At 40.1% G+C, this 25403-nt stretch carries 18 protein-coding genes; 16 read left to right on the plus strand and 2 right to left on the minus strand.

From position 1 onward, the window contains the following. Positions 1–88 precede the first annotated feature (88 nt). The 5 genes from speA to QX565_RS04315 all read left to right on the plus strand — a co-directional run bounded on the left by speA (position 89) and on the right by QX565_RS04315 (position 4488). Positions 89–1981 carry a biosynthetic arginine decarboxylase gene (gene speA / locus QX565_RS04295; RefSeq protein ID WP_002558706.1) on the plus strand — a complete coding sequence of 631 codons (1893 nt, stop codon included), beginning with the start codon at positions 89–91 and terminating at the stop codon, positions 1979–1981. A 181-nt stretch (positions 1982–2162) separates the two neighbouring features. After that, entirely contained in the window at positions 2163–2936 is a 774-nt protein-coding gene (gene argB, locus QX565_RS04300; protein WP_221650703.1) for an acetylglutamate kinase, read from the plus strand. A gap of 61 nt (positions 2937–2997) precedes the next feature. After that, a complete protein-coding gene (locus QX565_RS04305) occupies positions 2998–3507 on the plus strand; it encodes a GFO_1088 family ECF-type sigma factor (protein ID WP_195350650.1) in 510 nt (169 codons plus the stop codon). Then, positions 3497–4006, plus strand: coding sequence for a PG0215 family putative anti-sigma factor (locus QX565_RS04310; protein ID WP_221650702.1), 510 nt, complete (start codon positions 3497–3499; stop codon positions 4004–4006). Before QX565_RS04305 ends, QX565_RS04310 begins: the two co-directional genes overlap by 11 nt. Beyond that, positions 4006–4488, plus strand: a complete 483-nt coding sequence (locus tag QX565_RS04315) for a DUF4252 domain-containing protein (RefSeq protein WP_221650701.1) — start codon at positions 4006–4008, stop codon at positions 4486–4488. The genes QX565_RS04310 and QX565_RS04315 overlap by 1 nt, the downstream gene beginning before the upstream one ends. A 365-nt stretch (positions 4489–4853) precedes the next feature. Here the strand turns inward: QX565_RS04315 and QX565_RS04320 are convergent, their stop codons facing one another. Continuing rightward, the gene (locus tag QX565_RS04320; RefSeq protein ID WP_221650700.1) at positions 4854–5597 is read right to left on the minus strand and encodes a head GIN domain-containing protein; all 744 of its coding nucleotides are present in this window, start codon (positions 5595–5597) and stop codon (positions 4854–4856) included. 270 nt (positions 5598–5867) lie between these two features. Between QX565_RS04320 and QX565_RS04325 the strand changes: the two genes are divergently transcribed. After that, positions 5868–6566, plus strand: coding sequence for a YgjP family zinc-dependent metalloprotease (locus tag QX565_RS04325; RefSeq protein WP_221650699.1), 699 nt, complete (start codon positions 5868–5870; stop codon positions 6564–6566). A gap of 139 nt (positions 6567–6705) precedes the next feature. Here the strand turns inward: QX565_RS04325 and QX565_RS04330 are convergent, their stop codons facing one another. Beyond that, the gene (locus tag QX565_RS04330) at positions 6706–7101 is read right to left on the minus strand and encodes a hypothetical protein (RefSeq protein WP_289291502.1); all 396 of its coding nucleotides are present in this window, start codon (positions 7099–7101) and stop codon (positions 6706–6708) included. A 456-nt stretch (positions 7102–7557) separates the two neighbouring features. Here QX565_RS04330 and QX565_RS04335 point away from each other — a divergent pair, with 456 nt between their 5' ends. From QX565_RS04335 to QX565_RS04380, 10 genes are all read left to right on the plus strand, one after another. Beyond that, entirely contained in the window at positions 7558–8538 is a 981-nt protein-coding gene (locus QX565_RS04335; protein ID WP_289291504.1) for a GntR family transcriptional regulator, read from the plus strand. Positions 8539–8610: 72 nt separating this feature from the next. Next, positions 8611–10383, plus strand: coding sequence for an L-fucose isomerase (fucI, locus tag QX565_RS04340; protein ID WP_289291506.1), 1773 nt, complete (start codon positions 8611–8613; stop codon positions 10381–10383). Between the two features lie 64 nt (positions 10384–10447). Further along, positions 10448–11086 (plus strand): class II aldolase/adducin family protein, encoded by a 639-nt coding sequence (locus tag QX565_RS04345; RefSeq protein ID WP_002558716.1) that lies wholly within the window; start codon positions 10448–10450, stop codon positions 11084–11086. After that, positions 11086–12528 (plus strand): rhamnulokinase, encoded by a 1443-nt coding sequence (locus QX565_RS04350; protein ID WP_221650715.1) that lies wholly within the window; start codon positions 11086–11088, stop codon positions 12526–12528. Before QX565_RS04345 ends, QX565_RS04350 begins: the two co-directional genes overlap by 1 nt. A gap of 14 nt (positions 12529–12542) precedes the next feature. Further along, positions 12543–12938, plus strand: coding sequence for an L-rhamnose mutarotase (locus QX565_RS04355; protein ID WP_221650695.1), 396 nt, complete (start codon positions 12543–12545; stop codon positions 12936–12938). A gap of 23 nt (positions 12939–12961) precedes the next feature. Next, positions 12962–14290, plus strand: a complete 1329-nt coding sequence (gene fucP / locus QX565_RS04360; RefSeq protein WP_221650694.1) for an L-fucose:H+ symporter permease — start codon at positions 12962–12964, stop codon at positions 14288–14290. An 88-nt stretch (positions 14291–14378) separates the two neighbouring features. Then, positions 14379–18425: a hybrid sensor histidine kinase/response regulator transcription factor gene (locus QX565_RS04365; RefSeq protein ID WP_289291509.1), complete on the plus strand. Its 4047-nt coding sequence runs from the start codon at positions 14379–14381 to the stop codon at positions 18423–18425. Between the two features lie 599 nt (positions 18426–19024). Next, positions 19025–20791 carry a right-handed parallel beta-helix repeat-containing protein gene (locus tag QX565_RS04370; protein WP_289291511.1) on the plus strand — a complete coding sequence of 589 codons (1767 nt, stop codon included), beginning with the start codon at positions 19025–19027 and terminating at the stop codon, positions 20789–20791. Between the two features lie 18 nt (positions 20792–20809). Beyond that, positions 20810–23848, plus strand: a complete 3039-nt coding sequence (locus QX565_RS04375; protein WP_289291513.1) for a SusC/RagA family TonB-linked outer membrane protein — start codon at positions 20810–20812, stop codon at positions 23846–23848. A 21-nt stretch (positions 23849–23869) separates the two neighbouring features. Continuing rightward, positions 23870–25384 (plus strand): RagB/SusD family nutrient uptake outer membrane protein, encoded by a 1515-nt coding sequence (locus QX565_RS04380; RefSeq protein WP_221650690.1) that lies wholly within the window; start codon positions 23870–23872, stop codon positions 25382–25384. Positions 25385–25403: the final 19 nt, after the last annotated feature.

Consider the following 25403-nt stretch of genomic DNA (forward strand, 5'->3'; position numbering starts at 1 on the left):
AAAAACGTGTCTTTCTGATTGTATACTATGGATTTATAACTATTTTTGTTGCCTTAAATATTTTATAAACACAACTGAATACATTAAAATGAGAAAGTGGCGTATTGAAGATTCTGAGGAACTCTACAACATTACTGGTTGGGGTACTTCGTACTTTGGTATAAATGACAAAGGTCATGTGGTTGTTACACCGCGTAAGGATGGCATAGGTGTCGACCTGAAGGAGTTGGTCGATGAACTGCAGTTGCGTGATGTGGCAGCTCCCATGTTGCTGCGTTTTCCGGATATTCTGGATAATCGGATTGAGAAGACAGCATATTGCTTTAAACAAGCTGCTGAAGAGTATGGCTATAAAGCACAGAATTTCATCATTTACCCCATTAAGGTAAATCAGATGCGCCCGGTTGTGGAAGAGATAATCAGTCATGGAAAGAAGTTTAATCTTGGTCTTGAAGCTGGTTCTAAACCGGAACTCCATGCTGTAATTGCTGTTAATACTGATTCTGATTCGTTGATTATCTGCAACGGATATAAAGACGAAAGTTATATTGAACTTGCTTTGCTTGCACAAAAGATGGGCAAGCGTATTTTTCTCGTTGTAGAAAAAATGAATGAGCTGAAACTCATTGCCAAGATGGCGAAGCAATTGAATGTGATGCCCAATATCGGCATTCGTATTAAACTTGCTTCTTCCGGTAGTGGTAAATGGGAAGAATCCGGTGGTGATGCCAGTAAGTTTGGATTGACTTCCAGCGAATTGCTTGAGGCACTTGATTTCCTGGAAAAGAAGGATATGAAAGACTGCTTGAAACTGATTCATTTCCATATTGGTAGTCAGGTGACTAAAATTCGCCGCATAAAGACTGCTTTGCGTGAAGCTTCCCAGTTTTATGTACAACTTCATTCCATGGGTTTTAATGTACAATTTGTTGATATTGGCGGTGGATTGGGAGTTGATTATGACGGAACACGTTCATCGAGCAGCGAAAGTAGTGTGAACTATTCTATTCAGGAGTATGTCAACGACTCTATCTCTACTCTTGTAGATGCCAGTGATAAGAATGGTATTCCTCATCCTAATATTATAACAGAAAGCGGACGTGCATTGACGGCACATCATTCTGTACTTGTTTTTGAAGTTTTGGAAACGACCACACTGCCCGAATGGGATGATGAGGAAGAGATAGCACCGGACGCACACGAATTGGTGCAGGAGCTGTATGGTATTTGGGATACCTTGAATCAGAACAAGATGCTTGAAGCCTGGCATGATGCACAGCAGATTCGTGAAGAGGCACTCGATCTGTTCAGTCATGGTATTGTTGACTTGAAAACTCGTGCACAGATTGAACGTCTTTACTGGTCTATCACTCGCGAAGTAAATCAGATCGCAAGTGGGTTGAAGCATGCACCGGATGAGTTCCGTGGTCTGTCTAAACTATTGGCCGATAAATATTTTTGTAATTTCTCGTTATTTCAATCACTGCCGGATTCCTGGGCTATCGATCAGATATTCCCTATTATGCCTATTCAAAGATTGGATGAAAAACCTGAGCGGTCAGCTACTTTGCAGGACATTACTTGTGACTCGGATGGGAAGATTGCAAACTTTATTTCTACGAAGAATGTAGCTCATTATATGCCTGTGCATAGTTTGAAAAGTAAAGAGCCTTATTATCTGGGAGTATTCCTGGTTGGTGCTTATCAGGAAATACTGGGAGATATGCATAACTTGTTTGGGGATACGAATGCAGTACATGTATCTGTAAACGAAAAAGGGTATACTATTGAACAGATCATTGACGGCGAGACTGTAGCAGAAGTGCTGGATTATGTGCAATATAATCCTAAGAAGCTGGTGCGTACACTGGAAACCTGGGTTACAAAATCTGTAAAAGAAGGAAAGATTTCTGTGGAAGAAGGAAAAGAATTCCTTTCAAATTATCGCTCCGGGCTTTACGGATATACCTATTTGGAATAATAGAACCTTTGGCGAGGGTGCCCAAAAGTAAAATTCGCTATCATTAAAACGCAGATTACGCTAATTTACGCAAAGATTAAATAACTCTGCGGTAATCAGCGTTAATCTGCGTTTTTAAAGTTATATATTGATAGCTGTCTCAGACTTTTAACGCACCTTCCTTTATATAATATATAGAATTATGAGAGAAAAACTGACTGTTATTAAAGTTGGTGGCAAAATAGTAGAAGAAGAAGCCACACTCAACCAATTATTAAATGATTTTGCAGCTATTGAAGGGCACAAAGTCCTTGTTCATGGAGGAGGGAGATCGGCCACAAAGATCGCAACCCAACTCGGCATTGAAAGTAAAATGGTGAATGGGCGTCGTATAACTGACGCCGAAACACTCAAAGTGGTAACAATGGTCTATGGAGGACTGGTCAATAAGAATATTGTAGCGGGCCTGCAAGCTCGTGGGGTGAATGCTTTAGGGCTGACCGGGGCGGATATGAATGTGATTCGCTCGGCCAAACGTCCGGTGAAAGAAGTTGATTATGGCTTTGTAGGTGATGTGAAGAAGGTAGACGCTTCCTTGCTGTCTGACCTTATATATAAAGGTGTAGTTCCGGTTATGGCTCCGCTGACTCATGATGGCGAAGGGAATATGCTTAACACGAATGCCGATACGATTGCCGGGGAAACGGCAAAGGCGCTTGCCCGGTTTTTTGATGTGACTCTTGTCTTTTGCTTTGAGAAGAAGGGGGTATTGCGCGACGAAAATGATGACGACAGTGTTATTCCGCAGATTACACCTGCTGAGTTTGATCAATATGTGGCTGATGGTATTATTCAAGGTGGCATGATTCCAAAGCTTGAAAATTCTTTTGAAGCAATTAATGCAGGTGTCTCAGAAGTGATAATCACCTTAGCATCAGCTATTAATGGAGATAGCGGTACACGTATTAAAAAATAATTCAAAAAAAATACGATTGTACCTGTAACTTTTTATATTCTCACCCGTCATTCTTATAGAGATGCAAGAAATCAGTTTCCGAAACGACATACTTCCTTTGAAAGATAAACTCTTTCGATTGGCGCTTAGAATAACCCTGGATAGGGCAGAAGCAGAGGATGTAGTTCAGGACACCATGATACGAGTCTGGAATAAACGTGATGAGTGGAAGCAGTTTGAGTCTATTGAAGCTTATTGCCTGATCGTTGCAAAAAATCTGGCAATAGATAGGAGTCAAAAGAAAGAAGCTCAGAACGTAGAACTTACCTCGGATATGGCTGAAGAGGTTGATCTTTCTGGTCCTTATGAACAGTTGGTAAATGATGAGCGGATGAAGATTATTCATCGGTTGATTAATGAACTTCCTGAGAAACAGCGGCTTATAATGCAGCTCCGGGATATAGAGGGCGAAAGTTATAAGGATATTGCAAAAGTCCTGCATCTGACGGAGGAACAGGTTAAAGTGAACCTCTTCAGAGCAAGACAAAAAGTGAAACAACAGTATATTGAGATTGAAGAATATGGACTATAAGTATATAGAACAGCTTTTGGAGCGATATTGGCAATGTGAAACTTCTTTAGAAGAGGAGTTGGAATTGCGTACTTTCTTCTCACAGGAAAAGGTACCTGCTCATTTGTTTCAATATAGAGATCTGTTTGTTTATCAGCAGATTCAGCAGGAGGTTGGGCTGAGTGAAGACTTTGACGTGCGTATTCTTGCTCAGGTAGAAACGCCTGTAGTGAAGGCAAGACGCCTGACATTGGTAGGAAGATTTATGCCTTTGTTCAAAGCTGCTGCAGTTGTTGCTGTAATGTTTTCATTGGGCGGTATAGCACAACATACCATTTTTGCCGATGAGGCTTTGGACTATAATTATGATGCTTACACAGATACATATGATGATCCGGAAGTAGCTTACAAACAAGTATCTTCTGCTTTAATGATATTGTCTGAGGGAATCAATAAATCACAAGACCAGCATTTGGCCGACAGTGTGCGGGCAGGTGTAGTCGATATGATAAAGAAATAATGAAGAGCGTTCTTTTAATGTGCTGGATGGCATTGCTGTCTGTAGCTGTATCAGCTCAGGACTTTGCTTCTCGTTTTCTGACAGAACATAAAGGAGATTCAAATCTTACTTGTGTTACTATCAGTCCGAAAATGATGGAGGAAATAATGAAAAGTGATGCTGAAAAAGATGATGAAATTCTGGAGATAATATCTAATCTGAAGAGTATGCAAATGCTTACTGCCAAGGTAAAAGGGCAAAAGTATTATGATGAAGCTCTGAAAGTGGTAGAAAAGAATTCCGGAAGATTTGAACCGTTTCTTTCTTTCAAAGACGGTGCCGAAAATTGTCAGATTATGGTACGAAAGAAGAATGATACGATTATTGAATTGGTGATGTTAATGCATGGGAAAAATAATTTTTCCGTGATTAATTTTACAGGTAATATGAGTGCAGAGTTTATCTCAAAATTGGCTGCTTCAATGAAGCCCAAACACTCTTGATAAAAAAAGACATTTTCATTTGCTTTAAACATATAATATAGTTAGTGTGCTTAATTAAAACAACTTGAGGCTGTGAAGTTTCAATTCTCTCAAATTTTTATAAATAAAACTAACTAAATAGATGGGCTACCGCGTGATGCAGTAGCCCTTTTATTATGCTTATCTGTCATCGGGGGATAAACAAAGAAAAAGGAAATTGCCTCACGGAAACTTCCTTTTTTGTATCTCTGTTAGAGATAAAGTTATATGTAAGAGAGAATTTTAATAATCTATCTGATGTCTGGCATTGAGAAAACCTTTATGCTTCCGAAACATCTTTGAGTTGAAGTAACAAGCTACAGATGTTTTTGTTTCTGCAATTCTTGTTATTCTATACTTTTTATGCTTCCCACACCTTTTTTACTGAATGTCTTTTGCACAGGCGAACCCTTATAGTGGATACTTCCTACGCCTCTTACTGCGGCGTCCAATGATTCGGCAGCATTGCAGGATATATTTCCTACTCCATGGGAAGAAGCTTTCACATGAATGGCTTCCAGATTGATGGCTTCTACATCGCCCACACCTTTTGAATAGAGATTGGCATTTTCTACTTTACCTTTCAGGTTTACATTTCCTACTCCCATAGAGCTCACTGTCAGATTTTGACAACTAAGATCTTCTATGTCTATATTACCCACTCCTTTGCTCTCTATGTCGAGTGTGTTGGTTATGAGTCTATCTTTGATGCTGATATTTCCTACACCTTTAAAATTAATGCGGTCCAGATCGGGGGAACTGATTGTGATTTTAAGGTTTTTGGTATCTCTTATTTTATTCTGTTTGTCCATTGTAAGTATCAATGTATTGCCTTTTGCCGAAACCTGTATCAGATTAACGAAATTATCCGGTCCGGATATCTGGAGAGAACTTTTTCCGTCTGTGGCCTGTGTGTAGTAAATGTTACTCACTGTATTGGCATCTATTGCAGTGAAGTTTTTAATCTCATAATCTCTGGTAATAGATTTCTTACTTGGTTTTAATCTTCCTGATTTATCGGCTACGAAGGTACAACTGGTCAGTAAGCAGGCTAAGAGTGTAGCTAATAGTACTGTTAAATTTGTTTTCATTTTTTTCTTTTTTCTGGGTTTCCGTATATTAGACGTAGTTTATCCTGGTAAAGTTGCATCTTATCTTGATTTTTTTCGTATTAATATCTGATGAAATGTCGATTAATACGGGTTGACGCAGATTAAAAGGCTATTATTCTTTTTTATACCTGTATTTACCTTTTTACGGATATTTGCGTTTCAATAATTAACCATCATTTACCCTGATTTTACTATATTGTATTTGTTCTTCCGGTGGATTATTTGTTTATTTGCAGATGTATGAAAGGAATGGATAGGATAATTGAAGATAATGAGTTAGGCACTTTGATCATACGTGTCAATACGCGTGCAAGGAGCCTTGTATTTCGTACAAAGAGCGATGCAATTTATGTAAGTGTACCTCCTGGAACTACCTCTGCTGATGTTACGAACGCTATAGATCAGCTGCGTGTAAAGTTACGTGGGCTTAAGGAGAAAGTGGTTCGTCCATTGATAGATCTTAATTATCATATTGATACGGAATATTTTAAATTATCACTTGTTAGTGGGCAGCGTGATAAGTTTCTGGCTCATTCGGAATTGGGTGAAATGCGTATTATTTGTCCACCTTCTGCTGACTTTGCAGATGAGAACCTGCAAGTGTGGTTACGTAAGGTTATCGAAGAAGCTCTCAGAAGAAATGCAAAGATCATCCTGCCTCCACGGCTTTATATGCTGTCAGAACAATATAAATTGCCTTATAAAAGTGTGAAGATTAACTCCAGTCGTGGCCGATGGGGGAGTTGTTCGGCCCGGAAAGCTATCAACCTGTCTTATTTTCTGGTTCTGTTGCCTAAGCATTTAATTGACTATGTTTTGCTTCATGAACTCAGTCATACGCGTGAAATGAACCATGGAGATCGTTTTTGGGCATTGCTAAACTCTATGACTGGCGGCAAAGCTTTTGAATTGCGTGAGGAACTGAAGAAGTATAAAACAGAAATTTGAAATCCTCTTTATATACTTGTATTACACCTTATTAAAAAGTACGTACTTTATAAGTATAAAGTATGCATTTTAACGCCTTGTTAAATAGGTAATTAACACGCTGTTAAATACGTACTTTTATAATTCAGAGAATCTATGTTTAGCGTGCCAATTGTTTTATTCCGTCTGTATCCTTCTCAAATCGATAGTTGCCTCCCTTTTCACTCAAGTCAAAAACCGATACTTGTTCCGTAATATTATCTACAATCATCAACGCGCTTTCTTCTGCAAAACGTCCTATTTCTACTGTGACAGGTTCTTCTGATATCTGTTTGTTCATTATCAGGCTATCATTAATAAAGAGTGAAAGCGAATCACCCACAAATCCCTTTGTCAGATTAACAGTGTATGTTTCGATAAAGTGACGGTCTGTTTCTTTGTTGCGTTGTAGTCTCATACTCATATAAACAAAGACTACTACGATAAAGATGACTGCAAATGCCAGAATACCATTACCTATCATAAATTGTTTATTAGTGTTCAGACGGTGTGCCATGATAATACTTTTAAAGTTTCGGGGTAAAGATACTGATTTTATTTGTGATAGCCTATAAGGGTGTCTAAATAATGTCAATTTATGGCGAATGGTCATCACTATATTATCATGCTCTTTTATTCGTCTCTATAATGTATATATAGGTGTGAAGAAATCTATCTAATGTAATCATGAATTTGTAATGGAAATATTGGGCATCGGTATTTCTTTTCGGATATTTATTTGGAATCAGGTGTTTTTGAAGAAATACGAATTCTACTGTTCTATATCCATATTTATTGTATTCGCTACAGATGAAACTGCATAGTGTGTAATTCTGTTTTTTCAGATCATATCTTTCGTGTTATAGAACATATTCTTTTTTCTTGTTGATTTTAAATAAATTACTTTACTTTGTCACAGGATGGTTCAGCATAGTCATGTGTTCCATTCTTACTACCTTTTAATTCTAATTGTATGGAAATCATTTTCGGACAACAAACTACTAAAGTGAAACAATTGGCTGACCTTATCAGCCAGGATATTTCGATAGGCAAGTATAAGGCTGAAGACGCATTGCCTTCCATTAACCAGCTAAGTCAATATTATAAAGTGTCACGTGACACGGTCTTTAAGGCTTTTCTCGATTTGAAAGAAAGAGGTATTATTGATTCTACACCAGGTAAAGGTTATTATGTAGTAAACAGGCAGAGAAGTATTTTATTGTTGCTTGATGAATATTCTCCTTTCAAAGATACGCTTTATAATAGTTTTATTAAACATCTGTCGGTTCGTTATAAGGTCGATTTGTGGTTTCATCAATATAATGAACGTTTATTTAATGCTATTTTGCGCGAGTCTCTCGGACGTTATAACAAATATGTCGTGATGAACTTCGATAATGAAAAGTTTTCTTCTGATCTTTATAAAATAAATCCTTCTAAACTTTTACTACTCGATTTCGGTAAGTTTGATAAAAAAGACTACTCTTATATATGTCAGGATTTTGACGATGCCTTTTATCAGGCATTATTACAGCTTGTTGATAGATTGCGACAGTACAGAAAGCTGATTCTGCTATTCGTAAAGGGAACCAAACATCCTCAAAGCACTTGCATTAGCTTCCATAAATTTTGTACAGATCACCAGTTTGAGTGTGAAGTGATAGACAATATGGATGAGATAAAGATTAGTAAAGGAGAGGTATATATCGCTATCAGACAGCTGGATGTGGTTAGCCTTATTAAGCAAAGTCGTATAAGCGGGCTTGCATGTGGCGAAGATTTCGGCTTGCTGGCTTACAACGAAACGCCGGCTTATGAAGTCATTGATAAAGGGATTACTACGTTGAGTATTGATTGGGAAAAGATGGGAACTTTAGCAGCTGATTTCATTCTTTCGGGTAAGCAGATACATACTTATCTTCCCACTGAAGTGCGGTTGAGAGGATCTTTATGATCCTTTTTTATCTCCTTACTCCGGCACAGTTCAGCATGGTTTTGAAGTGTTTTATTTATTAAATCATAGATTATGAAAAAGTATCCGAAAATTGGGATTCGTCCCACGATTGATGGTCGCCAGGGTGGCGTACGTGAAAGCCTTGAAGAAAAGACGATGAATCTGGCTAAAGCTGTAGCCAAATTAATTTCTACGAATCTGAAAAATGGTGATGGTACTCCTGTGGAGTGTGTAATTGCTGATGGTACGATTGGACGTGTTGCTGAAAGTGCAGCGTGTGCAGAAAAGTTTGAGCGTGAAGGAGTAGGGGCTACTATCACTGTAACTTCTTGTTGGTGCTATGGTGCCGAAACAATGGATATGAATCCTTACTATCCGAAAGCAGTGTGGGGATTTAATGGAACCGAACGTCCGGGAGCTGTCTATCTGGCTGCTGTATTGGCCGGGCATGCTCAGAAAGGATTACCTGCTTTTGGTATTTACGGACGTGATGTACAAGATTTGAACGATAACTCTATTCCTGCTGATGTAGCGGAAAAGATTCTTCGTTTTGCCCGTGCTGCACAGGCTGTAGCCACCATGCGTGGTAAATCTTACCTTTCTATGGGTAGTGTTTCCATGGGTATTGCCGGATCTATTGTTAATCCGGATTTTTTCCAGGAATATTTAGGCATGCGTAATGAATCTGTCGATTTGACTGAAATAATCCGTCGTATGACTGAAGGTATTTATGATAAGGAAGAGTTCGTTAAAGCCATGGCATGGACTGAAAAATATTGCAAGAAAAATGAAGGGAAAGATATTAATATCCCTGAAAAGACGAAGACCCGTGAACAGAAGGATGAAGATTGGGAATTTATTGTGAAGATGACTATTATAATGCGTGATCTGATGCAAGGAAACCCGAAATTGCGTGAGATGGGGTTCAAAGAGGAAGCTTTGGGGCATAATGCTATCGCTGCCGGTTTTCAGGGACAACGTCAGTGGACTGATTTTTATCCCAACGGAGACTATTCAGAAGCCTTATTAAATACATCCTTTGACTGGAATGGGATTCGTGAAGCCTATGTGGTGGCAACGGAAAACGATGCCTGCAATGGAGTCGCTATGCTCTTCGGACATTTATTGACCAACCGTGCGCAAATCTTCTCAGATGTACGTACTTATTGGAGCCCGGAGGCAGTGAAACGTGTGACAGGAAAGGAACTTACCGGCCGTGCTGCCAATGGTATTATTCATTTAATAAATTCCGGTGCTACTACATTGGATGGTACGGGGCAACAAACCAATGAACAGGGTGAACCGGTAATGAAACCTTACTGGGATATTACAGAAGCAGAAGTAGAAAAGTGTCTGGAGGCTACCACCTGGTATCCTGCCAACCGTGACTATTTCCGTGGAGGTGGTTTTTCATCTAATTTCCTTTCAAAAGGTGGTATGCCTGTCACTATGATGCGTTTGAATCTGGTGAAAGGGCTTGGCCCGGTTCTGCAGATTGCAGAAGGATGGACCGTTGAGATTGATCCGGAAATTCATAAATTGCTGGACGAACGTACGGATCGTACCTGGCCTACTACCTGGTTTGTACCCCGTCTTTGTGACAAACCGGCTTTCAGAGATGTATATTCTGTCATGAACAACTGGGGAGCTAACCATGGCGCTATTAGTTACGGACATATCGGCCAGGATTTGATAACTATGGCTTCCATGCTTCGTATCCCTGTTTGTATGCACAATGTAGAAGATGATAAGATTTTCCGTCCTGCAGCATGGAATGCATTTGGTATGGATAAAGAGGGGGCAGACTACAGAGCTTGTACTGTTTATGGCCCTGTCTATAAATAATGCGAATCAGCAGTTGAAATATTTAATTAAGATACAGTACTTAAAAAAACAGCAAATAAGTATTATGATAACAAATGAACAAATAGAGCAGTTTATGGCTCAGGCACATCGTGTAGGCGATGCAAATCTTACAATCTGTAGTAGTGGAAATATCTCATGGCGTATCGGTGATGAAGTATTGATTACCGGTACAGGATCATGGGTACCCTCTTTACCAAAGGAAAAAGTTTCAATTTGTCGCCTTTCCACCGGTGAAGTTTTGAATGGCGTAAAACCTTCTATGGAGAGTGGCTTTCATTTTGGTGTTCTTCGTGAACGTCCGGATGTGAATGTGGTACTTCATTTTCAGTCACATTATGCAACTGCTGTGGCTTGTATGAAGAACCGTCCCACCAATTTTAATGTAACAGCTGAAATACCCTGTCACGTAGGCAGCGAAATTCCGGTGGTTCCTTATTATCGTCCTGGTTCGAAAGAACTGGCCCAAGGAGTGATTGACGGGATGAAGGACCATAATTCGGTGTTATTACTGAAACATGGGCAAGTAGTGTGTGGTAAAGATTTTGATGAGGCTTTTGAACGTGCTATGTTTTTTGAGATGGCATGTCGTATTATTATCCAGTCGGGTGGTGATTATACTGTATTGACCCCGGAGGAAATAGATGACCTTGAAACGTATGTTTTAGGAAAAAAGACAAAATGATGTTAGATACTTATTTAGCTATAGATTTTGGTGCCGGAAGTGGCCGGGTTATGGCTGGATTTGTCAGTGCGGGAATGGTAGATTTAGAGGAAATCTACCGTTTCCCCAACCGGCAGGTAAAATTGGGTAATCATCTTTACTGGGACTTTCCGGCACTGTTTGCGGATATGAAACAAGGCATAAGTAAAGCGATCCGCAGGGGCTATCATATAAAGGGTATTGGAATTGATACGTGGGGAGTCGACTTTGGGTTAATAGACAAGAAAGGTAATTTGTTGGGCAACCCTGTTTGTTATCGTGATTCCCGGACAAATGGACTTCCTGAAGAATTCTTTGCGGGTACGGATGTTTCACAACATTATGCCGAAGCAGGTATCCAGGTGATGGCGATCAATACGCTCTTCCAGCTTTACAGTTTGAAGAAAGAGGAAGATGCTACTCTTGAGATAGCCGACCGCCTGTTGTTTATGCCGGATCTTTTCAGCTATTTCCTGACTGGAACGGCAAACAATGAATATAGTATCGCGTCTACTTCCGAACTGTTGGATGCGCGTAGCCGGACGTGGAACTGGCCATTAATCCATCAGTTGGGCTTACCCGGTCATCTTTTCGGAGAGATTGTTATGCCTGGTACAGTGCGTGGACAGTTGAAACAAGATGTTGCCGCAGAACTTGGTTTGGATTATGAGGTAGATGTGATAGCCGTAGGTTCGCATGATACGGCAAGTGCTGTGTTTACTGTTGGTTTGGGGACAGGGTGCTCTGTGTTTGCCGATACGGATGCTGTACTTGAAAGCGTTGCTCCTGCTACAAGCCTTCGTCATGCATTTTTGAGTTCCGGAACCTGGTCATTACTGGGAATTGAGCTCGATGAACCTATATTGACCGAAGAAGCCCGGCTGTCTGGCTTTACCAATGAGGGTGGAGTAGGAGGCAAGATTCGTTTCCTGCAGAACATTACGGGTTTGTGGATTTTACAACGGTTGATAGCCCAATGGGGCGAAAACCAAAAGGAGACTGAATACGATGCTTTAATCTCTGCTGCTGAACTGGCAGAAATCACCTCTGTGATTGATGTCGATGATCCGGCTTTTGCCTGCCCGGCGGATATGGAAATTGCCATAGCCGACTATTGCCGTACTCATGAACTGCAGGTACCTTCTACACAAGGTGAATATGTGCGTTGTGTACTAAAGTCACTGGCACAACGTTATAAAAGAGGGATCGAACAATTAAACCGTTTGTTGCCCGCTCCGGTAGAGGCACTGCACATTATTGGAGGCGGTTGCCGGAATAAGCTGTTGAACCGGTTGACAGAAGAAGCGCTGGGTATTCCAGTGTATGCAGGTCCGGTAGAAGCTACTGCCATTGGTAACATTCTGGTGCAAGCTTTAGCCAAAGGAGAGATTGCAGACCGTAGAGAAATAACAGGAATAATTTAAAAGTGAATAGATTTATGGAAACATCTATAAAGAGTTATCGGACACAGGAATATCATCAGCCTGTAAAACGCTATTGTCAGACACTTGATTTGAGAAATGATCCTGAATTGATAGCTGAGTATCGTCGTCGGCATAGCCGTGAAAATATCTGGCCGGAAGTGATGGCAGGTATTCGCGAGGTTGGAATCCTTGAAATGGAAATTTATATTCTCGGTACACGTCTCTTTATGATTGTAGAGACCCCGTTGGAGTTTGATTGGGATACTGCTATGTCTCGCCTTGCCACCCTGTCGCGTCAACAGGAATGGGAAGATTATATGTCCATATTCCAGTTGACAAAACCCGGAGCTACTTCAGCGCAGAAATGGCAACCTATGGAGCGCATGTTTTATTTATATGAATCAGAATAATTTCTAATAACCTTTTTACCATTATGAACAACACTTCCAAAAAAACGATTTTAAGTAAAGATGGTGTAAGCTATCTCATCCCTTTTATTCTTGTCACCAGTTGTTTTGCACTCTGGGGATTTGCCAATGATATCACCAATCCTATGGTGAAAGCGTTCTCCAAAATATTCCGAATGAGTGTAACCGATGGTGCGTTGGTACAGGTTGCTTTTTATGGTGGTTATTTCGCTATGGCCTTTCCGGCGGCGATGTTTATTCGTAAGTACTCTTATAAAGCGGGTATTCTGCTTGGGTTGGGGTTGTATGCATTGGGTGCGTTACTTTTCTTCCCGGCAATGATGACCGGATGTTATTATCCTTTTTTAATCGCTTACTTTATTTTGACGTGTGGGTTGTCCTTTCTTGAAACGAGTGCCAATCCTTATATCTTGTCAATGGGAACGGAAGAGACAGCTACCCGCAGGCTTAATCTGGCTCAATCCTTCAATCCGATGGGATCATTGTTAGGTATGTATGTGGCCATGAATTTTATTCAGAATCGTCTCAATCCGATGGGGACAGCAGAACGCAGTCAGCTTTCTCCTACGGAGTTCGAAGCGGTGCGTGATTCGGATCTGGCAGTACTTATAGCTCCTTATCTCGTGATTGGAGTCATTATTCTCATTATGTTGTTACTGATTCGTATGGTGAAGATGCCCAAAAGTTGTGATCATTCTCATTCGATTGATTTTTTACCAACGCTGAAACGCATCTTCTCTATTCGACATTACCGGGAAGGAGTTATTGCACAGTTTTTCTATGTAGGTGCACAGATTATGTGCTGGACATTCATTATTCAATATGGTACCCGTCTGTTTGTCTCCCAGGGGATGAGTGAGCAAGCGGCCGAGGTTTTATCTCAACAGTATAATATTGTTGCGATGGTCATTTTTTGTGTGAGCCGCTTTGTTTGTACGTTTATTTTGCGTTATCTCAATCCCGGGCTTTTACTGAAAATACTTGCAATTGCTGCCTGTTGTTTTACAGTAGGAGTTATTTATTTTCAGAATATTAGTGGAATGTATTGTCTGGTAGGTGTCTCAGCTTGTATGTCGTTGATGTTCCCTACCATTTATGGTATTGCCCTTCAGGGGCTGGGTGATGATGCCAAGTTTGGTGCTGCCGGATTGATTATGGCCATTCTGGGTGGTTCTGTCTTACCTCCGGTTCAGGCAAGCATTATTGACCAATCGGTTTTGTTTGGCATGCCGGCAGTGAATTTGTCGTTTATACTTCCATTTATTTGTTTTGTAGTGGTAACTATATATGGACACCGGTCTTATAAAAGGATGAAGAAGGTGCGTAGTAAATAACCTGTTTGTCTTTTTATTAATGAGAGAGTTGGGCGTGATTCTTATTTATCGTATTTTTGCGCAATAAAGAATCTAATTCGTCTCTGATATGAAAAACATAAAGCATCAGAATATAAGTAGGATTACCTTATTTCTTATTTCACTATTTTGGGTTACTAAGCTTATTGCGCAAGACATATCGTTCAATTATTTATCTACTGAGAATGGACTTTCACAGTTTACAGCCTACTGTTTATATAAAGATGAACTTGGTAGGATATGGATAGGAACACGTGACGGGTTGAACGTCTACAATGGCAATCGGATACAAAGTTACAAGCCGGAACGGGAGAACAGTCATTCTATTTTAGGAAAAGATGTCCGGAAGATTTGTGGTGATGATAAAGGACATCTATATATACAGACAATTGAGGGGATATGTTCTTTTGATATGCGTACTGAAACATTTGAAACGATTCAGAGGGGTGCGGGTTACTCAATTACTTATAGTGCTGATACATTACTGATAGGTGGTAACAATTTTGTCTATTATTACGATGTCGCAAGCCGTCAGGTGGAGCCTTATTGCTCTTTAGAAGGAAACATACAGGTCTCTTCCATACTGAAAGACAGTAGGGGGCGATTGTGGCTCGGTACCCGGGGAGAAGGGCTATATTGTTTGGAGAGAGGACAGGCGAGTCAGAAATGTGTTTTGCCCCGGTGTAATGTCTTTAATCTCTATCAGGATTTGTCCGGTGATGTTTGGGTATGTACCTGGGAGGACGGACTTTTTCATATCTCTGATGATGAAATCGTACATTATACAGATGGAGGAGCAGACAAAGCACACTGTATTTCTTCTAACTCAGTGCGTGATTGCTGTGAAGATAATCAGGGAAATTTGTGGATCGCAACTTTCAATGGGTTAGATAAGTTTGATAAGAAGAAAAACGAATTTGTCTATTATACTTCTACGGATATACCGGGAAGTTTGAGTAATGCTTCTGTTTATTGCATTATTAAAGATCACCAGGGAACTCTCTGGGTAGGCACTTATTTCGGTGGGGTGAACTATTTTAATCCCGAATATGAAATTTATACCCATTATCGTCCCGGATTGCACGAGAACGAGGGACTTAGTTTTCCGGTGATCGGTTGTTTTGCAGAAGACAAGAGAGGAAACTTGTGGATTGCTACCGAAGGGGGTGGACTGGATTTTTATGATCGTACCAACAAGCGTTTCAAATGGTATAAACATAGGGAGGGTAGCGGTTCTCTTTCGCATAATAACATTAAAGCTTTGTACTATGACGAGAAACGGGAAGCGCTTTGGATCGGAACCCATCAGGAGGGAGTTAATAAACTGGATTTAAAAACAGACAAGATTACCACTTATAAGCTTCCTGATATAGAAGGAAAACAAGCATCCAATGTGATACTGGACATTATTCCCTATAAAGATGATTTGTTGCTGGCTTCTTATGATGGCGTCTTTCAATTCAATCCTGAGACGGGAAACTCCACTTTGTTGTTAAATCTATTTTCACATTATCTGAAAATAGATTCGGAGGGATTATTGTGGATTGGGGTAGAAGGGCATGGCGTATATGCTTACCATTTTGATACGAAGGAGCTGGTGAATTACAGATATGATCCGGAGAAGACAAATTGTTTAAGCGATAATATGATAACCTGTATTGCCGAAGATCGTCATCGCAATCTGTGGTTCTCGACGATTAGTTCCGGCATTGACGTTTATTACCGGGAGACAGGTAAGTTTGAGAATTTCAATTCTAAGAAAAACGGCTTGGGTAGTGATTGTATTTATGCTGTAACAGAGTCTTTAAACGGCAAATTGTTGCTGACCACTAACCAGGGATTCACCCTTTTTGATTATTACACGAAGCTATTTTATAATTATGATAATGAGAATGGCTTTCCTTTCACTACGTTGAATGAGAACTCATTATATCAATGTAAAGATGGTGAAATATTTTTGGGAGGTATTAAAGGAATGGTTTCATTCTATGAAAAAAGTCTCAATATTCCTCCTAAACCTTATGATATCTTTCCGGTAGGACTTTGGGTGAATGGCGAAGAGGTGGGTATCAATGACAAGACAGGCATTCTGAAATCTTCTTTTTATGACACCTCTGCTATTACGCTGAAAAGTGATCATTCGGTTTTAAATCTGGAATTTGCTGTTTCCAATTATATTGCTGCCAATCAGCATGAGTTTGTGTACCGGTTAGAGGGATTCTCCAATGGGTGGACAAAGATATACAAGCAACGTACTATTACTTATACCAATCTGTCGCCGGGTGACTATACCCTGATTGTAAAACCGGCAGGAATTAATAATGTGTATCAACCGGAATATCGTCTTAACATAACCGTTCTTCCTCCGTTTTACAAAACAATCTGGGCCTATCTTATCTATGCTGTCACTACGATTAGCCTTCTTTATTATATAGTGAGGACCTATCATGGAAGAATAAAATTGCAAGAATCTCTTAAATACGAGAAACAGCGCATTCGGGATGTAGAGGAACTGAACCAATCTAAACTCCGTTTCTTTACTAATATTTCTCATGAGTTCCGTACTCCGTTGACGGTTATTGTGGGGCAGATTGAAATGTTACTGCAGGTACAGTCGTTTCCACCGGCTATTTACAATAAACTTCTGAATGTTTATAAGAACGGGCTCCAGTTACGGGGATTGATCAGTGAATTACTTGATTTTCGCAAGCAGGAGCAAGGACATATGAAGATAAAGGTGAGCAGGCATAATCTGGTTGACTTCTTATATGAAAACTATCTGCTTTATATCGAATATGCATCTACCCGGCATATCAAATTCTATTTCAATAAAGATCAGGATCAGTTGGAGGTTTGGTATGACTCGCGTCAGATGCAGAAAGTTATTAATAATTTGCTGTCAAATGCTTTTAAATATACTCCTGAGAAAGGAAGTATCTCCATTAACATCAGTAAGAGAGGAGAAGAAGCTATTATTGAAGTGCAGGACAGTGGTAAAGGAATCAAGCCGGAAGAAGCAGGGAAGATTTTTGAACGCTTCTATCAAACCAGCAATGATCCGGAGAATACTCAGGGAACAGGTATTGGGCTGGCCTTGAGTAAAGGTATTGTGGAGTTACATAAGGGGCGGATTGAGGTTAGCAGCAATCAGACCAGTGGGACAACGTTTACTATTGCGTTAAAGTTAGGAAATGCCCATTTCACCGCAGAACAGATAGAGACAGAGGAGCCGAAAGAAGAGGAGGCGGCGGTCGTTGTCGAATCGAAATTCATGGTTGAGCAGCAGGTGCTGGACGATACGGTGAAGGAACGTATCAAAGGAGCGAAGGTGCTGATTGTGGAGGACAATGACTCTTTAAGAGAAATGTTGGCGGGTCTGTTTGAACCTTATTATGAGATAATAACCGCTGCGGATGGAGAAGAGGGATTGAAAGAGGCTCGTGATAGGATGCCTGATCTTATTATTAGCGATGTGGTTATGCCTAAAATGACCGGTATTGAACTCTGCAAGCAGATAAAGCAGGATTTCGAAACGTGTCATATTCCGGTTGTTTTATTGACGGCCCGTACTGCGATAGAGCATACCATTGAAGGCTTGCGTATTGGTGCGGACGATTATATCACGAAACCTTTTAATGTGAACCTGCTTATTTCCAGATGTAATAATCTGGTGAACAGTCGTATCGTATTGCAGGAGAAGTTTAGTAAACAGCCACAGACCCGTGTTCAGATGTTAGCAACCAATCCGATGGATAAAGATCTGTTAGACCGTACCGTTGCCATTATTGAAAAGAATATGGATAATGCAGAGTTTAGTCTGAATGACGTGATTCGTGAGTTGTGTATCTCTCGCACCAACTTCTTCTCTAAAATGAAAGCTATTACCGGACAAACTCCGAACGATTTCATTTTGACAATTCGTTTGAAAAAAGCCGCTTATCTTCTGAAGAATGAATTGTTCTTGTCTATAGCTGAGGTGGCAGACCGGACAGGTTTTAGCTCTCCCCGTTACTTCAGCCGTTGCTTTAAGGAAGTATATGGCATCAGCCCATTATTCTATCGCACGGGTAATAAGGACGAGGATGTGGAAGAAACGGAAGAGGAAACTGGCGGGTAAAGAGGCGCTCATCATCGTATAAGTTTTTGGTGTATGATATATGCCCAATTCTGTATCAGTCGTTTTTTATGTACGTGATATTCTCTTCACCTCTTATATTGGATTTATTCGGCAAATACGTAATAGTCAAAAAAGTAATTACAGATATTTTTCAAAAGAAATTTTTGGGCAGAATATACTTCGTTGATATTATACAATCATCTGATTTATAACAGATAATAGCCTCTTGTTTAATGTTTTGCAAAAGTGTACACTTATTCATGTGTTAATTGTACATTTTTGCTATGCAAAGATGTACATTTTTGTAGTGCAAAAGTGTACACTCTTACAAGACAGGAGGCGGTTGTTAAAGAATAATGTTAATTGTGTTAATACAATAGCAGGGGCAGGTTTAATACGAAATTTATTAGATTGATGTGCACTATGCGTACAATCAGGTGCACATTGCGTACAGAATAATTCCTGCATGTTGTATATTGGTGAATTGTACTTGATGTGCCTCCTTTAAGTACGCAATATGCATCCCTCTCTTTCATATTTATTCCACTTTTGTTGCATCAAAAACCGATGTAAAACTTATCAATTTTAAAATTTATAGTATGAAAAAGACATTATTCTCTGCAATGTGTGCTTTGGTTCTCTGCTCAGGCATGAGTGCGAAAGTAATCTACGTAACTACTGATGGTAATGACAACAATGCCGGGACTTCCTGGGAGACGGCGGTGAAAGATTTGAATGTGGCAATAAGCAAAGCCGATAAAGGTGATGATATTTATATTGCTGCAGGCACCTACGTCTTTAATACATCTATTATGATGAAAAATGGAGTAAGTTTTTATGGTGGATTTGCCAAAGGAGAAACTTCTGTCGATGCACGCCAACGACCCAATCCTCAAGCTGAACCCTGGAACTTTACAAATGAAACGATTTTTACCGGTGAGAATGAAAACCGTTTGATGGAGCGGGAGGATAAAAGTTCTCTTTGGGATATGCTGTATGTGGATGGAATTACTTTTAATAATTATAAGGTAACTAAGGACTGGCGTTTTTTATATTTTAGAAATTCTGTTACTTTCCAGAATAACAAAGTGATTAATTGCGCAGCTAATGCTACCCTTGTTTATGGTGAAGAGAATTTCATAGTGCGTGATTGTTATTTTGCCAATAACAGCAATTTGGGTGATTTGACGAAGACTAATTCAGTGATTTATTTTTGTGGTTATGCAGTAGGCAGTTTGCCAAATCGTATGGAGAACTGTGTCTTTGAGGCTAACAAAATGCAATCTTTTGGACTTTATAATTATAATGGTGGACCACAGAATCAATCAGATGAAGTGCTGATTACCAAGTGTCTTTTTAAAGATAATACAGATAAATGTATTGGAATTGCTTATGACTGGTCAGAAGGTACGATGGCGATAACCGACTGTCTGTTTGAAGGAAATGCCACAACTGTTTCTGGTACTGTGCTTTCCGGAAAGTCAAATGTACAGGCAAGTTTTACTAACAACATTGTTCGTAATAATCAAAATACAACAGAAAGTGGAGACGAATGGAGAAGTGCTATTATTACAACGGTCTCCAATATGGTTCTTGCTAATAATCTGATAGTGAATAATACAAGTAACCGCTTACTGATGGATATTCAGGGAGGTACTCAGTTGAATAATACCATTGCCAATAATAAAGGTACTTTGTATATTGATGGTGCCGGTAGTCCTTTCTGGTATAATAATATTGTAGTAAACAATGAAGCAAGTAGAGAAAAAACTGTGGAGGTTGCAGCTAATAACGAACTGTGTTGGATAGAATACAGTGCTTTTGATACAGAGATTGATTTTGGAGAAGCAACGAATAGTAATAATGTTGTAGATGTTACTCCATTTGTAAATCCTGCTTCTTTCAAAGGGGTTGCTGTGGATGCAACTCAGAAAGAGGAATCTGCAAAGGCTGATTATTCTTTGAAGGAGGCTTCATTAGCTATAAACTCCGGTACTACTGAATTTGACTATAATTGTGAACTGGAAGATACCTGGGTTGAAAAATTCATGAAGAAAGATATTGCAGGAAATGATCGTATTGTAAATGGTAAAATAAATATGGGAGCTTACCAGGGTTCGGCACTGACCGGCATTTATCCGAACAAAGCAGATAACGGTTCCTCAGTGGTGGCTTATGGGAATCAGTTGGTAGTAACCTCTGATGAAAATTCGGTTGTAGAGGTTTACTCTATTGTAGGTGAAATGGTTCTTAGTGTGCCGGTTACCGCTGGTGATAACACTATAAACATGTCCGGAAATGGTTTCTATCTGGTGAAAGTCAGCAATGTAAACGGTTCGAAGACATTTAAAGTTCTGGTGAAATAACTTTAGAAATAAAATAGTATGAAAAAAAGTAATTTGGCGACAAAAAGGTTGTGGAGCCTGTTTGTAGTTTGCTGCCTGATGACACAAATAGTATGGGCACAGGTAGGGACTATAACTGGTAAGGTTATTGACAAAGCCGGGGAGGGCGTGATTGGAGCATCTGTTCTGGTGGTAGGTACGACAATGGGTACCATTACGGATGTGGATGGAAACTTTAAGTTGGACAACGTACGGAGGGATGCAACTTTGAAAATTTCCTTTGTCGGTTATCAGACATTAGAGGTCAAAGTAGCAGGAAAGAAAAGTCTGACAATAACGCTGCAGGACGATACGCAAGCTCTGGATGAAGTAGTGGTAGTAGGTTATGGTGTACAGCGTAAGTCGGATTTAACGGGGGCGGTTGCTTCTGTTAAAGCAGACGATATTCTGAAAAATACACCGACTAATAATATTGAGAATGCACTTCAGGGACGCATGGCGGGGGTTAGTATTGTTTCCGCTTCGGGTGACCCTACCCAGGGAGCTACGATCCGTGTACGCGGAGCCAACTCCATCAAGGCAGATGGTGGTCCGCTGGTAGTAGTCGATGGTTTTATCGGAGGTACATTGAGCATGTTGAATCCGGGAGATATAGAGTCCGTCGAGGTCCTGAAAGATGCTTCTGCTACGGCTGTTTATGGTTCGCGCGGGGCGAATGGAGTTATCTTGATTACTACTAAAAAAGGAAAATCCGGAAAAGTAAATGTGAATTATAACGGATATGTCAATTTTAAAAAGCCGTATACTCTTCCTGATATTTTGTCTCCCGGACAAATGGCCGATTTGGCTAATGATTACGGAAGAGAAATTAACCGGAATTCAGGTCTGGATCCTCAGGTTTTCTATGATGCAGATGCTGTTAAAGGTTTCTATAATGGAGGTGGATATGACTATCTGGACGCTATTTTCCGGGATGTGGCGTTGGAGCATACACATGAATTGTCGGTGACCGGAGGAAATGAAAAAACTCAATTTGTATTTTCCGGGCGTTATAATTATAACGAAGGTACGATTGAAGAGTCGCAACGCAAGTTGATCAATGCCCGCTTGAAGGTGGATACAGAACTTCTTCCATGGTTAAAAGCAGGTGTGAACTTTAATGGCAGTTACTCTAAGGATTCCGGGGTGAACTTTAGCGGATGGCAGAATACCTTGGTAGATGCGTTGAATTTCCCGAATACTGTTTTACCGAAAGATGAAGATGGAGCTTATCATCACAAAGATATACAGGGAGGTCGTAAATTCAACCCGATGGCTCATATCAATGAGGTAGATAAAGACGGTTATTATTATAGTTCTACAATACAGGGGTATGTAGATGTTACGATCTTGAAAGGACTAACGCTACGGACTACTCAGAATTTCTGGTTTGGGAATACCAGTGCATTGAATACCAATACGAAAGGGAGCCTGAGTGGGTGGAACAGCGGATATAACTCTGCTGCTTTTACCAGTACCCAAAATTATTCCTGGACGAACCAGAATATTCTATCCTATGTGAAAGAGTTTAATAAAAACCATCGTATTAATGCTACAGCCGTTATTGAGCAACAGTATAGTAATAATATGAACAATAAGAGTGAAGGTCGTGAGTTGATTTCCGAAGAAATAGGCGCCAATAATACCTCTTTGGCTAAAAAAGTATATGGTTCTTCCGGACATACCCGGTCTTTCATGCTTTCTTATATGGCAAGAGTAAATTATGTTCTTATGAACCGGTATATGCTGACTGCCTCCTGGCGTTATGACGGTTCTTCCAATCTTTCGTCAGAGAAGAGATGGGAACAATTCCCTTCCATGGCTTTGGCATGGAATATGAAGGAAGAATCATTTTTGCGTGATGTTGATTTCCTGAGTCAATTAAAACTCCGTGCCGGCTATGGTGAAACAGGAAACCAGGCTGTAGCCGCATATTCTGCCTGGACAGAGTTGGAAGCAACCCGTGATGCAAATGATAATTTGACTCTTACAACCAAGCGGATCGGAACGAAAGGTCTGCGGTGGGAACGTACAAAACAGTGGAATGCGGGTATTGACTTCGGAGTATTCAATAATCGCCTGACATTTACGGTAGATGTGTATGATAAACTGACCAAAGATGCTTTGCTGGATGTGACTGCACCGTTATATACTGGTTTCAAGACCCGTTTGAAGAATGCAGCCGAAATACGTAATAAAGGTTTTGAGGTTACTATCGGAGCCGATCCTGTAGCTGCCAGAGATTTCAGGTGGAATACGAATATCACTTTATCACACAATAAAGGAGTTATTGAAAGCCTGGACGGAGATTTGGAATATGCTATTATTAGCGGTGGATATCAGAACGACTATTTCCGTAATATAAAGGGCGAAAAACTTGGAACGATGTGGGGATATGTAAGTGACGGTGTTTGGAAAACAAGTGAATTGGCTGATGCTCCACAGGGAACAGAAGCGGGATCTTATCGGTACAAGAATCTGGATGGTAGCGAAGATAAGCAGATAACGGTGGAAGACCAGACTATTATCGGTAATGGGCAACCCTCTTTTCAGTGGGGATGGAATAATACGTTTACCTATAAGAAATTTGACTTAAGCCTGTTTGTCATTGGGGTACACGGTTTTGATATTTATAATTATACGCGTGCGGCTCGTTTGGGAGTAGGGGATAGTCCGTTGGAGTTAGGTCCTAATCCGGAATGGCTGAATCGTTGGACACCGGAGAATGAGAATTCGGATATTGCCGGTTTTATATCAAAACGTAATTCAAAGAAATCTGTATCTCAATACGTGGAAAGAGGTGATTTTGTGAAAGTAAAGAGTATCACATTGGGATATAATTTACCGGAAACGGTATTGAAACGCATGAGAATCAGTACATTGAGGATATATGCTTCTATCCAGAATCCATTCCTGTTTACCGGTTATTCCGGTATCGATCCGGAGGTTACATTGAAAAGTCCACTGACCTCGGGGATCGACTACGGATATTATCCTAACGGACGTAATTATCTGATTGGGTTGAATTTTGGGTTTTAATAATAAAAAGCAGATTGATTTATGAAAAAATATATTGTAGCGTTAGCTTTTACAGGTTGTATTGGGCTTTCCGGGTGTGCTGATTTGTTTCAAGAGCCATTGAGCTTTCCAACTCCGGAGAATATTGAATATAATCAGGACAATGTAACGAGCCTGACTGATGGTTTATATCGAAAATTGTGGTTTAATAACTGGGGATTCAATTGCCGTCCCCAAATTTTGGGATTAGGAGCCGATGATATTATCGGAGGTTCGGTTAGTAAACGTCATTATCTGATTGATGAGTTTTATGTACATGGTGATGATGTTGATTTGGTTTGGGAGTATTTATATGCTGTGATACAAGCAAGCAATCAGTTTATAGAGGGACTGGAAGCTTCTCCAACTATGGCTGATGAAGCCAAGAAACCCTATTTGGGTGAGGCTTATTTTATGCGTGCATTTGCTTATTTTCATCTTGTGCGTTATTTTGGGGATGTTCCCGGATTTACCGATTCCACTTGTTATAAAGATATATTGGGGAGTACGGACATTACCCGTAACAAGACAGAAGATATTTACAATCTGATTATTGTTCCTTCTTTGAAGATAGCCGAAGAGTATCTGCCCGAAAGAGGACGGAAGAATAACGGTTCAAATGAAACTCCTTCCAAATGGGCAGCTAAGGCATGTCTGGCCGATGTATACCTGACCATGGCAGAATGGCCATTAAAAAAGACAGAAAATTTTGCACTTGCCCGTGATAAGGCAAAAGAAATTATTGATGAAGGAGGTTATTCATTACTTCCGCATTACGAAGAATTATGGAAAGAAGCTACTAAGCTTGATGCGACGGAACATATGTTCGCGTTACCTCATGACAAGGTAAATCAAGCCAGTAACTATGGTATTTCATATATGGCAATGGAGGAAAGTACGGCTGCATGGAGTGATTATCTGGCAGACTCCTGTTTTTATGAACGTTATCCGGCCGATGAACGGAAGGCATTCAACTTTATCACTAAAATGGGTGAAGGGAAAAGAGCGAAAGATTTTCGTAAAACACAGATGCGTTCTCCTGCCATCAATAAATACCGTGATTACGGGGGCACAACTACCGCGAATGGAGCAGAAATGAGTGCGCAATCTTCGGGTATTACCCCAATTTATCGTTATGCTGAAGTATTACTGATTTATGCTGAAGCCCAGAATCGTGCAGAGCATGGTCCCAATACATTGGCATACCAATGTCTGAATGATATTCGTAAACGTGCGGCAGGAGGCGGAGTGTATGACAAAGCGGAAAACATGAACGAAGAGGAGTTTGATAAAGCCGTGTTTGATGAATACGGTTGGGAATTTTTCGCTGAGTTTAAGAGATGGTTTCAACTGGTGAGAACGGAAAAAGTATGGGAAATGAATCAATATAATCCGCGTGTGAAAGCATCTATGATGAAGAATGGAATTACCAAAGAAGAGCGTCGTACCTATTTGATGCCACTTCCCGAACAGGAACAAGTTGATTGTGGTTTTGAGGCTAATCCGAGAGTCTATTAATATAGAAAAAACGTAGTTT

Origin of the sequence: Bacteroides sp. 41_26, assembly GCF_949740115.1 — a bacterium.
Classification (GTDB): domain Bacteria; phylum Bacteroidota; class Bacteroidia; order Bacteroidales; family Bacteroidaceae; genus Bacteroides; species Bacteroides nordii.

What these genes read in the sequence shown, in the direction of transcription:
- speA (WP_002558706.1), top strand. Translation starts at nt 89, where the DNA reads ATGAGAAAGTGGCGTATTGAAGATTCTGAGGAACTCTACAACATTACT.
- argB (WP_221650703.1), top strand. Translation starts at nt 2,163, where the DNA reads ATGAGAGAAAAACTGACTGTTATTAAAGTTGGTGGCAAAATAGTAGAA.
- QX565_RS04305 (WP_195350650.1), top strand. Translation starts at nt 2,998, where the DNA reads ATGCAAGAAATCAGTTTCCGAAACGACATACTTCCTTTGAAAGATAAA.
- QX565_RS04310 (WP_221650702.1), top strand. Translation starts at nt 3,497, where the DNA reads ATGGACTATAAGTATATAGAACAGCTTTTGGAGCGATATTGGCAATGT.
- QX565_RS04315 (WP_221650701.1), top strand. Translation starts at nt 4,006, where the DNA reads ATGAAGAGCGTTCTTTTAATGTGCTGGATGGCATTGCTGTCTGTAGCT.
- QX565_RS04320 (WP_221650700.1), bottom strand. Translation starts at nt 5,597, where the DNA reads ATGAAAACAAATTTAACAGTACTATTAGCTACACTCTTAGCCTGCTTA.
- QX565_RS04325 (WP_221650699.1), top strand. Translation starts at nt 5,868, where the DNA reads ATGGATAGGATAATTGAAGATAATGAGTTAGGCACTTTGATCATACGT.
- QX565_RS04330 (WP_289291502.1), bottom strand. Translation starts at nt 7,101, where the DNA reads ATGGCACACCGTCTGAACACTAATAAACAATTTATGATAGGTAATGGT.
- QX565_RS04335 (WP_289291504.1), top strand. Translation starts at nt 7,558, where the DNA reads ATGGAAATCATTTTCGGACAACAAACTACTAAAGTGAAACAATTGGCT.
- fucI (WP_289291506.1), top strand. Translation starts at nt 8,611, where the DNA reads ATGAAAAAGTATCCGAAAATTGGGATTCGTCCCACGATTGATGGTCGC.
- QX565_RS04345 (WP_002558716.1), top strand. Translation starts at nt 10,448, where the DNA reads ATGATAACAAATGAACAAATAGAGCAGTTTATGGCTCAGGCACATCGT.
- QX565_RS04350 (WP_221650715.1), top strand. Translation starts at nt 11,086, where the DNA reads ATGTTAGATACTTATTTAGCTATAGATTTTGGTGCCGGAAGTGGCCGG.
- QX565_RS04355 (WP_221650695.1), top strand. Translation starts at nt 12,543, where the DNA reads ATGGAAACATCTATAAAGAGTTATCGGACACAGGAATATCATCAGCCT.
- fucP (WP_221650694.1), top strand. Translation starts at nt 12,962, where the DNA reads ATGAACAACACTTCCAAAAAAACGATTTTAAGTAAAGATGGTGTAAGC.
- QX565_RS04365 (WP_289291509.1), top strand. Translation starts at nt 14,379, where the DNA reads ATGAAAAACATAAAGCATCAGAATATAAGTAGGATTACCTTATTTCTT.
- QX565_RS04370 (WP_289291511.1), top strand. Translation starts at nt 19,025, where the DNA reads ATGAAAAAGACATTATTCTCTGCAATGTGTGCTTTGGTTCTCTGCTCA.
- QX565_RS04375 (WP_289291513.1), top strand. Translation starts at nt 20,810, where the DNA reads ATGAAAAAAAGTAATTTGGCGACAAAAAGGTTGTGGAGCCTGTTTGTA.
- QX565_RS04380 (WP_221650690.1), top strand. Translation starts at nt 23,870, where the DNA reads ATGAAAAAATATATTGTAGCGTTAGCTTTTACAGGTTGTATTGGGCTT.